This is a genomic window from Enterobacter cloacae complex sp. S2 (genome assembly GCF_015159675.1).
Taxonomy (GTDB): domain Bacteria; phylum Pseudomonadota; class Gammaproteobacteria; order Enterobacterales; family Enterobacteriaceae; genus Enterobacter; species Enterobacter intestinihominis.
Genome location: NZ_JADDTS010000018.1, coordinates 131,070 through 145,030, shown reverse-complemented (window position 1 = coordinate 145,030; position 13,961 = coordinate 131,070). Strand labels below are relative to the sequence as shown.

At 55.1% G+C, this 13,961-nt stretch carries 12 protein-coding genes; 7 read left to right on the top strand and 5 right to left on the bottom strand.

Annotation, left to right across the window (positions count from 1 at the left end):
- The 3 genes from IPZ49_RS10120 to pdhR all read right to left on the bottom strand — a co-directional run.
- On the bottom strand, nt 1–353 hold a 353-nt coding region (locus IPZ49_RS10120), incomplete at its 3' end, for a biotin/lipoyl-containing protein (RefSeq protein WP_305038893.1).
- 14 nt (nt 354–367) lie between these two features.
- A complete protein-coding gene (gene aceE, locus IPZ49_RS10115) occupies nt 368–3,031 on the bottom strand; it encodes a pyruvate dehydrogenase (acetyl-transferring), homodimeric type (RefSeq protein ID WP_022647064.1) in 2,664 nt (887 codons plus the stop codon).
- Between the two features lie 123 nt (nt 3,032–3,154).
- On the bottom strand, nt 3,155–3,919 hold the full coding sequence (gene pdhR / locus IPZ49_RS10110) for a pyruvate dehydrogenase complex transcriptional repressor PdhR (RefSeq protein WP_006173806.1): 765 nt from the start codon (nt 3,917–3,919) through the stop codon (nt 3,155–3,157).
- A 537-nt stretch (nt 3,920–4,456) separates the two neighbouring features.
- Here pdhR and aroP point away from each other — a divergent pair.
- The 3 genes from aroP to IPZ49_RS10095 all read left to right on the top strand — a co-directional run bounded on the left by aroP (nt 4,457) and on the right by IPZ49_RS10095 (nt 8,350).
- Nucleotides 4,457–5,827: an aromatic amino acid transporter AroP gene (gene aroP / locus IPZ49_RS10105; RefSeq protein ID WP_022647063.1), complete on the top strand. Its 1,371-nt coding sequence runs from the start codon at nt 4,457–4,459 to the stop codon at nt 5,825–5,827.
- 164 nt (nt 5,828–5,991) lie between these two features.
- Nucleotides 5,992–7,389 carry a glycoside-pentoside-hexuronide (GPH):cation symporter gene (locus tag IPZ49_RS10100; RefSeq protein ID WP_063146431.1) on the top strand — a complete coding sequence of 466 codons (1,398 nt, stop codon included), beginning with the start codon at nt 5,992–5,994 and terminating at the stop codon, nt 7,387–7,389.
- Between the two features lie 10 nt (nt 7,390–7,399).
- Nucleotides 7,400–8,350, top strand: a complete 951-nt coding sequence (locus tag IPZ49_RS10095; protein ID WP_063146430.1) for a family 43 glycosylhydrolase — start codon at nt 7,400–7,402, stop codon at nt 8,348–8,350.
- A gap of 18 nt (nt 8,351–8,368) precedes the next feature.
- Here the strand turns inward: IPZ49_RS10095 and ampE are convergent, their stop codons facing one another.
- Entirely contained in the window at nt 8,369–9,223 is an 855-nt protein-coding gene (gene ampE, locus IPZ49_RS10090; protein ID WP_063146429.1) for a beta-lactamase regulator AmpE, read from the bottom strand.
- Nucleotides 9,220–9,783 (bottom strand): 1,6-anhydro-N-acetylmuramyl-L-alanine amidase AmpD, encoded by a 564-nt coding sequence (ampD, locus tag IPZ49_RS10085; RefSeq protein WP_022647059.1) that lies wholly within the window; start codon nt 9,781–9,783, stop codon nt 9,220–9,222. Before ampD ends, ampE begins: the two co-directional genes overlap by 4 nt.
- A gap of 87 nt (nt 9,784–9,870) precedes the next feature.
- Here ampD and nadC point away from each other — a divergent pair, with 87 nt between their 5' ends.
- The 4 genes from nadC to hofC all read left to right on the top strand — a co-directional run bounded on the left by nadC (nt 9,871) and on the right by hofC (nt 13,942).
- Nucleotides 9,871–10,764 (top strand): carboxylating nicotinate-nucleotide diphosphorylase, encoded by an 894-nt coding sequence (gene nadC, locus IPZ49_RS10080; RefSeq protein ID WP_063146428.1) that lies wholly within the window; start codon nt 9,871–9,873, stop codon nt 10,762–10,764.
- A gap of 174 nt (nt 10,765–10,938) precedes the next feature.
- Nucleotides 10,939–11,376 carry a prepilin peptidase-dependent pilin gene (gene ppdD / locus IPZ49_RS10075; protein WP_023299332.1) on the top strand — a complete coding sequence of 146 codons (438 nt, stop codon included), beginning with the start codon at nt 10,939–10,941 and terminating at the stop codon, nt 11,374–11,376.
- Between the two features lie 12 nt (nt 11,377–11,388).
- Nucleotides 11,389–12,768 carry a type II secretion system protein GspE gene (gspE, locus tag IPZ49_RS10070; RefSeq protein WP_063146427.1) on the top strand — a complete coding sequence of 460 codons (1,380 nt, stop codon included), beginning with the start codon at nt 11,389–11,391 and terminating at the stop codon, nt 12,766–12,768.
- Nucleotides 12,758–13,942 carry a protein transport protein HofC gene (gene hofC, locus IPZ49_RS10065; protein WP_063146426.1) on the top strand — a complete coding sequence of 395 codons (1,185 nt, stop codon included), beginning with the start codon at nt 12,758–12,760 and terminating at the stop codon, nt 13,940–13,942. The genes gspE and hofC overlap by 11 nt, the downstream gene beginning before the upstream one ends.
- Nucleotides 13,943–13,961 lie beyond the last annotated feature (19 nt).

The window sequence follows — 13,961 nt, the reverse complement described above, 5'->3', positions numbered from 1 at the left end:
ACTTCGTCACCGCCGATGTCAGGCACATTTACTTCTTTCGCTGCCGCGGCCGCTGCTGGAGCAGCAGCAGGAGCGGCTTCTTTCTTCTCTTCCTGCGCAGGTGCAGCAGCTGCTGCACCGTCGGCGGAATCGAAAATCATGATCAGTTTGCCAGTCTCGGTTTTATCGCCAACAGAGACTTTGATCTCTTTAACGATGCCAGCCTGAGGAGACGGGACTTCCATAGAGGCTTTGTCGCCTTCTACGGTGATCAGCGACTGTTCAGCTTCAACTTTGTCGCCTACTTTGACCAGGATCTCGGTGATTTCAACTTCATCAGCCCCGATGTCCGGTACATTGATTTCGATAGCCATTATTCTTTTACCTCTTACGCCAGACGCGGGTTAACTTTATCTGCATCGATGTTGAATTTGGTGATTGCGTCTGCAACCACTTTCTTATCGATTTCGCCACGTTTAGCCAGTTCGCCCAGTGCTGCTACTACCACGTAGGAAGCATCAACTTCGAAGTGGTGACGCAGGTTTTCGCGGCTGTCAGAACGACCGAAGCCGTCAGTACCCAGTACGCGATAATCATCAGCTGGAACGTAAGTACGAACCTGCTCAGCGAACAGTTTCATATAGTCAGTAGACGCCACCGCTGGCGCGTCGTTCATCACCTGAGCGATGTACGGAACGCGTGGGGTTTCCATTGGGTGCAGCATGTTCCAGCGCTCACAATCCTGGCCATCACGCGCCAGTTCAGTGAAGGAGGTCACAGAGTACACATCGGAACCCACACCGTAGTCTTTCGCCAGGATCTGCGCTGCTTCACGAACGTGACGCAGGATAGAACCGGAGCCCAGCAGCTGAACTTTACCTTTGCTACCTTCGATGGTTTCGAGTTTGTAGATACCTTTACGGATACCTTCCTCGGCACCTGCTGGCATTGCCGGCATGTGGTAGTTTTCGTTCAGGGTGGTGATGTAGTAGTAAACGTTCTCTTGCGCTTCACCGTACATGCGCTGCAGACCGTCATGCATGATGACTGCCACTTCGTACGCGTAAGACGGGTCGTAAGAGATACAGTTAGGGATAGTCAGAGACTGAATGTGGCTGTGACCATCTTCGTGCTGCAGACCTTCACCGTTCAGGGTCGTACGACCAGAAGTACCACCGATCAGGAAGCCGCGAGCCTGCTGGTCGCCTGCCTGCCAGCACAGATCACCGATACGCTGGAACCCGAACATGGAGTAGTAGATGTAGAACGGGATCATCGGCAGGTTGTTGGTGCTGTAAGAGGTCGCAGCAGCCAGCCAGGATGCGCCTGCACCCAGTTCGTTGATACCTTCCTGAAGGATCTGACCTTTCTCGTCTTCTTTGTAGTATGCAACCTGCTCACGGTCCTGCGGGGTGTACTGCTGGCCGTTCGGGCTGTAGATACCGATCTGACGGAACAGACCTTCCATACCGAAAGTACGCGCTTCGTCGGCGATGATTGGAACCAGACGATCTTTGATTGACTTGTTCTTCAGCATCACGTTCAGGGCACGAACGAAAGCGATAGTGGTAGAGATCTCTTTGTTCTGCTCTTCCAGCAGCTGAGAGAAGTCTTCCAGGGCTGGCAGTTCCAGCTTCTCGGTGAAGTTAGGCTGACGAGCAGGCAGGTAGCCTTTCAGCGCCTGACGACGTTCGTGCAGGTACTTGTGCTCTTCAGACCCTTCCGGGAAGGTGATGTAAGACAGGTTTTCTACCTGCTCATCGGTCACTGGAACGTTGAAACGGTCGCGGATATAACGCACGCCGTCCATGTTCATTTTCTTAACCTGGTGAGCGATGTTTTTACCTTCTGCGGTATCACCCATGCCGTAACCTTTGATGGTGTGGGCCAGGATCACAGTCGCTTTACCTTTGGTTTCCTGCGCTTTTTTCAGTGCAGCGTAAACTTTCTTCGGATCGTGACCACCGCGGTTCAGCGCCCAGATCTGCTCGTCAGTCCAGTCTGCAACCAGGGCTGCGGTTTCAGGATATTTGCCGAAGAAGTGCTCACGAACGTAGGCACCGTCTTTGGATTTGAAGGTCTGGTAGTCGCCGTCAACGGTTTCGTTCATCAGCTGGATCAGTTTACCGCTGGTGTCTTTACGCAGCAGCTCATCCCAACGACCGCCCCACATGACTTTGATCACGTTCCAGCCTGCACCCGCGAAGATGCCTTCCAGTTCGTTAATGATCTTGCCGTTACCGGTTACCGGACCATCCAGACGTTGCAGGTTACAGTTGATGATGAAGCACAGGTTGTCCAGCTTCTCACGGGTCGCGATGGTGATCGCGCCTTTAGATTCTGGCTCATCCATTTCACCGTCGCCCAGGAAGGCGTAAACGGTCTGCTCAGAGGTGTCTTTCAGACCACGGTGTTCCAGGTACTTCAGGAATTTAGCCTGATAGATTGCACCAATTGGGCCCAGACCCATAGATACGGTCGGGAACTGCCAGAACTCAGGCATCAGTTTAGGGTGCGGATAAGAAGACAGACCCTTACCGTGAACTTCCTGACGGAAGTTGTTCATCTGCTCTTCAGTCAGACGACCTTCCAGGAAGGCACGTGCATAGATGCCCGGAGAGATGTGGCCCTGGAAGTACACCAGATCGCCGCCGTCTTTCTCGTTGGCTGCACGGAAGAAGTGGTTGAAGCACACTTCGTAAACGGTCGCAGAGGACTGGAAGGACGCCATGTGGCCACCCAGTTCCAGATCTTTCTTGGATGCGCGCAGAACGGTCATGATAGCGTTCCAGCGGATAGCAGAACGGATACGGCGTTCCAGATCCAGATTGCCCGGGTATTCCGGTTCGTCTTCGACGGCAATCGTGTTTACGTAGTTGCTAGCCCCTGCACCTGAAGCCACTTTCACGCCGCCTTTGCGCGCTTCTGAAAGCAGCTGATCAATCAGATACTGAGCACGCTCAACACCTTCTTCACGGATGACCGATTCGATCGCCTGTAGCCAGTCGCGAGTTTCGATCGGATCCACGTCATTTTGGAGACGTTCTGACATGGGGGTATTCCTTATCTATCTAATACGTTGATTTGTCTGGAACCTGTCCCATTGTGCTCTCGGTTAAGAACACAATAAGACAGGTTCTGCGTTTAGTTGCCGCGCTCTAAAAGTACCTGGCGCTTAATCCTTTCGTTGCTGTATGCGGCGCAATGAACGCTCGCGACGCGATTGTTCACGGCTGCGGTCCAGCAAGATTTCCTCAATGAAAGCCAGATGGCGGTGCGACGCTTCACGCGCCTGCTCCGGTTCCCCGGCCATTATCGCCTCGAATACTCGGGTGCGATGGTTGCTTACCAGCGGGAGCATCTCCCGACGGGCATACAACAATTCAAAATTCTGACGAACGTTCTGGGCCAGCATGGGCTCCATGCAGCGTAGCAGATGGAGGAGCACCACGTTGTGCGCTGCTTCGGTGACGGCAATTTGATACTGGACAACGGCGCTGGATTCGGCGTCTAAGTCGCCGGACTGCTGTGCCCGTTCAATGGCCTGATGCAGCTCGCGAATACGTACGCGGTCTTCATCAGTGCTGCGAAGGGCGGCGTAATAGGCCGCGATACCTTCCAGCGCGTGACGGGTCTCAAGCAGATCAAACTGGGATTCTGGGTGGTCAGAGAGAAGTTCTACCAGCGGGTCGCTGAAGCTCTGCCACAGGCTGTTTTGCACAAAGGTTCCGCCACCCTGACGACGGAGCAACAGGCCCTTTGCTTCGAGACGTTGAATCGCCTCACGCAGAGAGGGGCGTGAAACGTCGAACTGTTTTGCCAGCTCGCGTTCTGGCGGGAGTTTCTCGCCCGGGCGCAGTGTCCCTTCGAGAATCAAAAACTCCAGCTGCTGCTCAATCACATCGGAAAGTTTTGGTTGGCGAATTTTGCTGTAGGCCATATTCCCTGTCTTACGCCTTTTTGCCCGGAGTCAATTGGTCTTACCAATTTCATGTTCGTATCGCTAAAGTAACAAAGTATTCACCTTCTGTCCATATTGGTTTTGATTGAAATCAGGAAACCCGGCACATTTTAACAACCTTACAGAACTAACGTTTCAGGAATGTAACTTTGCACAAATGAAATGGTTACTCCCAAAGGGGCAGTTTTAACCATATTTAAACGAGGGATTTTGCAATCTGAAGCGATTCAACAAGGCAAAATATGAAAATTCGTCCACTTATGACGCATTTCTATTCTATAGGTTGGGGTATGAGGGGTTAACGTACCGATTTACAATTGGTTTCTTTTTATTCAAGTCGTCATCATCCCTTCATAAAGCAGGTGCATTCGCTGGCACTTACCACTATTCTGGCGGTAACGGAAGCCATCTCCGCTTTTTTCGGTATCGTTAACCGTAAAGAAATAAATACAGAATATGGACTTTCATAATTACACACGCACAGCGTGAACATAACAACCACACACGAGGTTTCAAATGGAAGCTCAACAGCATGGCGATCAGCTAAAGCGCGGCCTTAAAAACCGCCATATTCAGCTCATCGCCCTGGGCGGTGCTATTGGTACTGGCCTGTTTCTGGGCAGTGCGTCCGTTATCCAGTCGGCCGGTCCGGGCATCATTCTGGGTTACGCGATTGCAGGTTTCATTGCGTTTTTGATTATGCGCCAGTTAGGGGAAATGGTCGTTGAGGAGCCGGTTGCAGGCTCTTTTAGCCACTTTGCCTACAAATACTGGGGCAGCTTTGCGGGCTTCGCCTCTGGATGGAACTACTGGGTTCTTTACGTGCTGGTTGCTATGGCGGAACTCACCGCCGTCGGTAAATACATTCAATTCTGGTACCCGGAGATCCCCACCTGGGCGTCTGCGGCAGTCTTCTTCGTGCTGATCAACGCCATTAACCTGACCAACGTGAAAGTGTTTGGGGAAATGGAGTTCTGGTTCGCCATTATCAAAGTAATTGCCGTTGTAGCGATGATCATTTTTGGCGGCTGGCTGCTCTTCAGCGGCAACGGTGGCCCGCAGGCAACCGTGCGCAACCTCTGGGAACAGGGCGGGTTCCTGCCGCACGGCATGACCGGCCTGGTAATGATGATGGCGATCATTATGTTCTCCTTCGGCGGTCTGGAGCTGGTGGGCATCACCGCCGCGGAAGCCGACAACCCGGAGCAGAGCATCCCGAAAGCCACAAATCAGGTTATCTACCGTATTCTGATCTTCTACGTGGGCTCCCTGGCGGTCCTGCTCTCCCTGCTGCCATGGACACGCGTCACGGCGGATACCAGCCCGTTTGTGCTGATCTTCCACGAGCTGGGCGACACCTTCGTGGCGAACGCGCTCAACGTCGTAGTGCTGACCGCCGCGCTCTCTGTTTATAACAGCTGCGTTTACTGCAACAGCCGTATGCTGTTCGGCCTGGCGCAACAGGGCAACGCACCGAAAGCGCTGCTTACCGTTGATAAACGTGGCGTACCGGTTAACACCATTATCGTGTCGGCGGTCGTGACGGCGCTTTGCGTTCTGATTAACTACCTGGCACCGGAATCGGCCTTCGGCCTGCTGATGGCGTTGGTGGTTTCCGCGCTGGTGATCAACTGGGCGATGATTAGCCTCGCGCACATCAAGTTCCGCCGCGCCAAGCAGCAGCAGGGCGTAACCACGCGCTTCCCTGCCCTGCTCTATCCGCTGGGGAACTGGGTTTGCCTGCTGTTCATGGCGGCCGTGCTGATCATCATGCTCATCACGCCAGGCATGGCGATTTCCGTCTACCTCATCCCGGTGTGGATTGCGATCCTCGGCGTGGGCTATATGGTGAAACAGAAAAACGCCAAAACGGTGAAAGCGCACTAAGTGTTTTCTCGCTGTACCCGCAGTTGCGGGTACAGCGTCTTGTTACCTTCCTCACAAATTCACGCCAACAGCAAAATCCTCCATATCACCGCCCTTATATTGCAACGCATATATCCGTTTGCCAGCGAATAATTCTCTCCATACCGAAACCCGGAGATCTGTCGATGGATAACAACAAACTGTCAGTAAAAGAAAAGATCGGCTATGGCATGGGTGACGCCGGATGCAACATTATCTTTGGCGCCATCATGTTATTTGTTAACTATTTTTATACGGATATTTTTGGTCTGGCGCCTGCGCTGGTTGGAGTACTGCTGCTGTCCGTTCGCGTGATTGACGCCGTAACGGACCCAATCATGGGCGCGATTGCCGACCGCACCCGCAGCAAATATGGCCGATTTCGTCCATGGCTACTGTGGATTGCCTTCCCCTATGCGCTGTTCAGCATCCTGATGTTCACCACCCCAGAGTGGAGCTATAACAGCAAAGTTATCTATGCATTTGTCACCTACTTCCTGCTGTCGCTGACCTATACCGCCATCAACATTCCGTACTGCTCGCTCGGTGGCGTGATCACCAACGACCCAAAAGAGCGCGTAGCCTGCCAGTCCTATCGTTTTGTTATGGTCGGTATCGCCACGCTGCTGCTGTCGCTTACGCTCCTGCCAATGGCTGACTGGTTCGGTGGGGATAACAAAGCCAAAGGCTACCAGATGGCGATGACCGTGCTGGCGCTGATTGGTACCTGCATGTTCCTGTTCTGCTTCGCCACGGTGCGCGAGCGCGTTCGCCCGGCGGTACAAACCCACGACGAACTGAAAAACGACCTGAAGGATGTGTGGAAGAATGACCAGTGGGTGCGCATTCTGCTTCTGACGCTCTGCAACGTCTGCCCGGGCTTTATCCGCATGGCGGCCACCATGTATTACGTCACCTGGGTAATGGGGCAAAGCACCCATTTCGCCACGCTGTTTATCAGCCTGGGCGTTGTCGGCATGATGTTCGGCAGTATGCTGGCGAAAGTGCTGACCGACCGCTGGTGCAAGCTGAAGGTCTTCTTCTGGACCAACATCGCGCTGGCGATTTTCTCCTGCGCCTTCTACTTCTTCGACCCGAAAGCGACGACAACCATTGTTGTGCTTTACGTCCTGCTGAATATCCTGCACCAGATCCCATCCCCTCTGCACTGGTCACTGATGGCCGACGTGGACGACTACGGTGAATGGAAAACCGGGAAACGTATCACCGGGATAAGCTTCTCCGGCAACATCTTCTTCCTGAAGCTGGGTCTGGCGATTGCCGGGGCGATGGTTGGCTTCCTGCTCTCCTGGTACGGTTATGACGCGGGCGCAAAAGCGCAGAGCGCGGATGCCATCAACGGCATTGTGCTGCTCTTTACCGTCATTCCTGGCACTGGATATTTAATTACCGCGGGCGTTGTACGTCTGCTGAAAGTGGACCGTGAGACCATGAAGCAAATCCAGTCCGATCTGGAGAAGCGTCGCACCAACTATCGTGAACTGAGCGACTATCAGGAATTTAAAGCCGCTGAGACTAAATAAGGAAAGCCGAATGCAAACCTGGCCAAACCCGTTTATTGAACAACGCGCCGACCCGTATATCCTGCGCCACGAAGGACAATATTACTTTATCGCCTCCGTGCCGGAGTATGACCGGCTGGCGATCCGCCGCGCGGACTCGCTGGAAGATTTAGGCAATGCCGAAGAGGTAGTTGTCTGGCGCAAGCCCGACACCGGCCCGATGAGCCAGCTGATCTGGGCACCGGAACTGCATCATATCGACGGCAAGTGGTACATCTACTTTGCCGCCACACATACCCAAGCGCTCGACGAACTCGGGATGTTCCAGCATCGCATGTTCGCCATTGAATGCGCAGATCGCGATCCGCTCACCGGTACATGGGTGGAAAAAGGGCAAATCAAAACCCCGTTTGACACCTTCGCGCTGGATGCCACTACCTTTGTGCATCAGGGCAAACGCTGGTATCTGTGGGCGCAAAAAGCCCCGGACATTTCCGGTAACTCCAATCTTTACCTGTGTGAAATGGAAAATTCGTGGACGCTGAAAGGCGAGCCGGTGATGCTCAGTAAACCGGAATATGACTGGGAGTGCCGCGGATTCTGGGTCAACGAAGGCCCGGCGGTGCTGTTCCATGGCGATAAGCTATTTATCAGCTATTCCGCCAGCGCCACCGACGAGAATTACTGCATGGGATTACTGTGGATAGACGTAGATGCCGATCCGCAAAACCCGACTAACTGGCATAAATCCCCGCGCCCGGTGTTCGTCACCAGCTACGAAAACCGTCAGTATGGACCAGGCCATAACAGCTTTACGCAGACGCCGGAAGGCGACGATGTGCTGGTCTACCACGCGCGAAACTACACTGAAATTGAAGGCGATCCGCTTTACGATCCGAATCGCCACACTCGCCTGAAGCTCGTCCGCTGGGACGACAACGGGATGCCTGATTTCGGCATCCCGCCTGCGGATACGCTGTAACGGCTTCGGCGCGCTGGGTCAGACCAGCGTGCCGTAAATCGTCAGCAACGCCACAATCACCACCACCACAAACGACGTTTTTTTCGCCATCGAGACGGCAGCTTTAGGCGTTTCGACTTTGTTCGTGTGCGGCTCGCGAGCCAGCGAGAATTGAGCCAGTCGGGTTAAGACCTGATACTGCGCGGTATGGCGGTCTGCAAGGGAGGCAAACCACGCTGGCAACGCCTTTTCACCGTGACCGATGAGGGCATAGACCACGCCGACCAGTCGCACCGGAAGCCAGTCGAGCACGTGCAGAATGGCATCAATGCCGGACTGGAGACGTTCATGCGGCGTAAGGTAGCGGGCAAGCCAGGTCTGCCAGGCGCGCAGAAAAGCATAGCCCATCAGCAGTACTGGTCCCCATGGACCGCCCACCACAAACCAGAACAGCGGCGCCAGGTAGTAACGGAAGTTAATCCACAGCAGCGCGTTTTGTAGCTCGCGCAGAAATTCGCGTTCATCGCAGTCCGGCGGTACGCCGTGGATCATCGTCAGCTCGCTCGCCATCGCGCCGCGCGCGTGGACATCATCCCGGGAAGCAGCTTTCAGATACGCGTGATAGTGCAAACGCACCTTGCCCGCGCCAATACACAACACGCCCAGCAGTATCCATACCACCAGCAGCGGCACGTTGAAAAAGAGGCCGTAAAGTGAGCGTAGCAACAGGAACGTAATCACCATCATACCTGCCGTCATAAGCAGCGTGCGTAGCATGGAAAAATGCCTGATCCGGCGGAATAACACTTCCAGCCGATGATCCAGATGCCAGTGCTCGCCGAGCTTAAACAGGCGTTCGGCGATCATAACCAGCAGCATGGTAAACAACGTCATGTTATCTCCTTATCTGACGACGTGGTAAGCATGGCGTGAAACCGGGACCAGTCAAACGCCGGGCCGGGGTCGGTTTTTCTTTCGGGGGCGATGTCGCTGTGCCCCGTAATATTGTCTGCAATGGCGGGATAAAGCCCCACTAAAGTTTGCGTCACAGCAACCAGTTTCTGATATTGCGCATCGGTGTAAGGCGTGGTGTCCGTTCCTTCCAGTTCAATTCCAATGGAGAAATCATTGCACCGCTCGCGCCCCTGATACATCGACACGCCGGCATGCCAGGCTCGCTTATCAAAAGGAACATACTGAACCACTTCGCCATCACGGCGGATCAGGCAGTGCGCCGATACGCGCAAATGCGCAATCTCAGCAAAGTAAGGATGAGCATCGGGATCTATCGTTCCTGTGAATAACGCGTCGATCCACGGACCGCCAAACTCACCTGGCGGGAGACTTATGTTGTGAACCACCAGCAGTGTGGGCTTTTCATCCTCCGGGCGGCAATCGTGGTGCGGCGACGGTACATGTCGCGCGTCCACCAGCCATCCGTTTTCTAACAACATGCTGGAACTCCTTATCTATGGTGCTGTTACTCGGTTCAGAGTAGCATGTTTCAATATTATGATTCGTTACCAATTTGGAGTTTTATCATGCCGCCTCGCCGCTATAACCCCGACCACCGACGTGACGCGCTTCTGGAACGTATTAATAGTGATATCCCGGCAAGCGTTGCCCATGCCCTGAGAGAAGACCTCGGCGGTGACGTCAGCGCCGATAACGATATTACCGCCCAATTGTTGCCAAAAGAGACACGGTCGCACGCGGTAGTCATCACCCGCGAAGCGGGGGTTTTCTGCGGCAAACGCTGGGTTGAGGAGGTCTTTACCCAGCTGGCGGGCGACGAGGTGCAGGTAACATGGCACGTTGAGGACGGTGATGCGGTCACGGCAAATCAGCCACTGTTCGAGCTGGACGGCCCGTCCCGCGTCTTGCTGACCGGTGAACGCACCGCGCTCAATTTTGTGCAAACGCTCTCTGGCGTTGCCAGTGAAGTACGCCGCTACGTTGACCTGCTGGCAGGCACCCGCACGCAGCTACTGGATACCCGTAAAACCCTGCCGGGCCTGCGCACCGCGCTGAAATACGCCGTGCTCTGCGGTGGCGGCGCCAACCATCGTCTGGGGCTATCCGATGCCTTCCTGATCAAAGAGAACCACATTATTGCCTCTGGCTCGGTACGTCAGGCCGTGGAAAAAGCCTTCTGGCTGCATCCGGATGTGCCGGTTGAGGTGGAAGTGGAAACGCTGGATGAGCTGGACGAGGCCATTAAAGCGGGGGCTGACATCATCATGCTCGATAACTTCGACACGGAGAAGATGCGTGAAGCGGTCAAACGCACAAACGGCCAGGCGCAGCTTGAGGTGTCCGGCAACGTGACGTTCGACACCCTCCGCGAATTTGCTGAAACCGGCGTCGATTATATCTCCGTTGGCGCCCTGACCAAGCACGTACGTGCCCTGGACCTCTCGATGCGCTTCAAATAACTGATCTTCCCCTCTCCGCCCGGAGAGGGGAAATACGAAACCGCTCGCAATTACGCTGTCCTTCTCTGCAACACTGAATCATTTCCCTGAAAGCCCTTTCACGTTCGCGCTTTTGCCCCTCGTTTCTGCGCGCCGACACTGCCACAGTAGCGCCACTTAACGTAAGGAGCAGATATGAACAGACAACAAGGATTTACCCTGATTGAGCTAATGGTGGTCATTGGCATTATTGCCATCCTGAGCGCGATTGGCATCCCGGCCTATCAGAACTACCTGCGAAAAGCAGCGCTCACCGATATGCTGCAAACGTTCATCCCCTACCGCACCGCTATTGAGCTTTGCGCCCTGGATCGTGGTGGTGTGGATCGCTGCGACGCAGGAACCAATGGCATCCCCTCCCCGACTACCACGCGTTACGTTTCAGCGATGAGCGTGGCGAAGGGGGTCGTATCGTTAACAGGGCAGGAAAGCCTTAACGGACTTGAAGTGCTCATGACACCGATCTGGAGCGACGGTAACGGTATGACGGGCTGGACGCGTGCCTGCAACATTGCGTCCGACACGGCGCTCAGACAAGCCTGTGAAGATGTTTTCCGCTTCGACAACAACTGACAGGAGTGGACAATGAACACCGAACAGCTTATGACGCTCTGTCAGCGCCATCACGCACTGCTACTCGCAAGCGACACCGAGATGATCAGCATTGCGGTGGTGGGTAATCCTGCCTCTGAGCTGATGGAAGCGTTACGCTTCGCCACGCAGAAACGTATTGATATTGAGTGCTGGACGGCCGAACGGATGGAAAAACGGCTTCAGTCCCTCTCATCATCACACCTGCCGGGAATAGCGCCAAACTCAGCCGCTGACGTGCTCAGTACAACGTTGCAGCAGGCAGTGAACCAGCGGGCTTCTGACATCCATATTGAACCGACGGAGCACGGCTACCAGATCCGTTTGCGAATCGACGGTGTTCTCTACCCGCAACCGCCGGTTTCCGCCGCCCTCGGTACGACGCTTGCCGCACGCCTGAAGGTGCTGGGCCAACTGGATATTGCGGAGCGCCGCCTGCCGCAGGACGGTCAGTTTACGGTGGAGCTGGCAAGCGTCCCCGTCTCTTTTCGTATCGCAACCCTTCCCTGTAGCGGTGGAGAAAAAATCGTGCTTCGTCTGCTTCACCAGGTGCAGCAGGCACTGGAGCTTGAACTGCTGGGGATGAGTGCAGACCAGCAGGCCCGTTTTGCCGGGGCGCTTAACAGCCCTCAGGGGTTGATTCTGGTCACCGGCCCGACCGGTAGCGGGAAAACGGTGACGCTGTACAGCGCGTTACAGGCGCGAAATACCCCTGACGTTAATATTTGCAGCGTGGAAGATCCCGTTGAAATCCCGCTTGCAGGCTTAAACCAGACGCAGATTAATCCGCGCGCGGGGCTGACCTTCCAGAGCGTGCTGCGTGCCCTGCTCAGGCAGGATCCTGACATCATTATGGTGGGTGAAATTCGTGACGGCGAAACGGCAGAAATTGCCATTAAGGCGGCGCAAACCGGGCATCTGGTGCTGTCCACCCTCCATACTAATTCGACGACTGAAACGCTGGTACGGCTGCAACAGATGGGCGTCGCGCGCTGGATGATCTCTTCGGCGCTCTCGATGGTGATTGCCCAGCGGCTGGTGCGTCGTTTATGCCCGTACTGCCGACAGGAAGCCAGCCGCCACACCGAATTACCTCGCACGCTGTGGCCCCGGCCGCTTCCTCGCTGGCAACCCACCGGTTGCGAGCGCTGCTACCACGGTTTTTATGGTCGCGTAGCCATTTTTGAAGTGCTCGTCATCGACGACACGCTGCGGCAGGCCATCGCCAGCGGAGCAAGCACGGAGGTGATTGGATCCAGCGCTCGTCAGGCGGGAATGACCTCTTTGTTTGAGCACGGCTGCATGGCCGTAGAGCAAGGGCTGACCACGCTCGAAGAGCTGTTGCGCGTCCTGGGAATGCCCGATGGCTGCTAATTCGCTCTGGCGCTGGCGTGCCCTGACCACCGAGGGGGAGGTGCAAACCGGCACCCTCTGGGCCATCGACCGTAACGCAGCTTACACGGCTCTGGTGCTTAAACAGCTGCACCCGCTGGCGCTAAAACGCTGCCAGCAGCGACACCGATGGCAGGTGCAGCACTGCTACGATATTTTTCGCCAGCTCGCCACGCTGCTACAGGCCGGACTCACGCTGTCCCAAAGCCTGCACATGCTGGCGGAACAGCATCCTTTGAAGCACTGGCAGGCGCTGCTGCACAGTCTTGCTGATGACCTGAGCGAAGGTTGCGCCCTGTCAGAGGCCATGAAGAAATGGCCAGAGGTGTTTAGCCCCCTTTATGTCTCGATGGTGAAGACGGGTGAGCTGACGGGTAAGCTCGAAGCCTGCTGCCGTCAGCTTGCGCTGCAGCAAAAATCCCAGCAGCAGCTCAGTGCAAAGGTGAAGAAAGCGCTGCGCTATCCGCTGATCATCCTGACGCTGGCCGTTTTCGTGGTGCTGGCGATGGTAACGCTGGTTTTGCCTGAGTTTGCTGCAATCTACAAAACATTCAACACCCCGCTCCCTTTGCTCACGCAGGCAGTCATGGGGCTGGCGGCGCTGGTTCAGGCGCATATCCTCACCCTTTTGGCCCTGCTCGTGGCAATGGTTGTCATCGCCTGTAAGCTGCGGCGGCATCCGCGCTGGCAGTATGTCTTATTACACGTACCGGTGATGGGCACGCTGATGCGTGGGCAAAAACTGGGGCAAATTTTTACAGTGCTGTCATTAACCCAGCAGGCCGGGATTGCCTTTTTACAAGGAGTGGAGAGTGTGGAGGAAACCGTTGAGAGTGGCTACTGGCAGGAGAAACTCCGTGAGATACGCAGCGATATCGAACAGGGGATGCCCGTGTGGTCCTCCTTCCAGAAGGCCTCTGTTTTTACGCCACTGTGTATTCAGCTCATTCGCACCGGAGAAGTGTCGGGTTCACTGGATGTGATGCTGATGAATCTGGCCCGCCATCATACGGAACAGACATTTCAGCAGGCAGACAATCTGGCGGCGCTTCTTGAGCCTTTGCTACTGGTCGTGACAGGTCTGATTATTGGCACGCTGGTGGTGGCGATGTATCTGCCAATTTTCCATCTGGGGGATGCAATGAGCGCGGGGTAATGCTGGCGCACGGACGCGC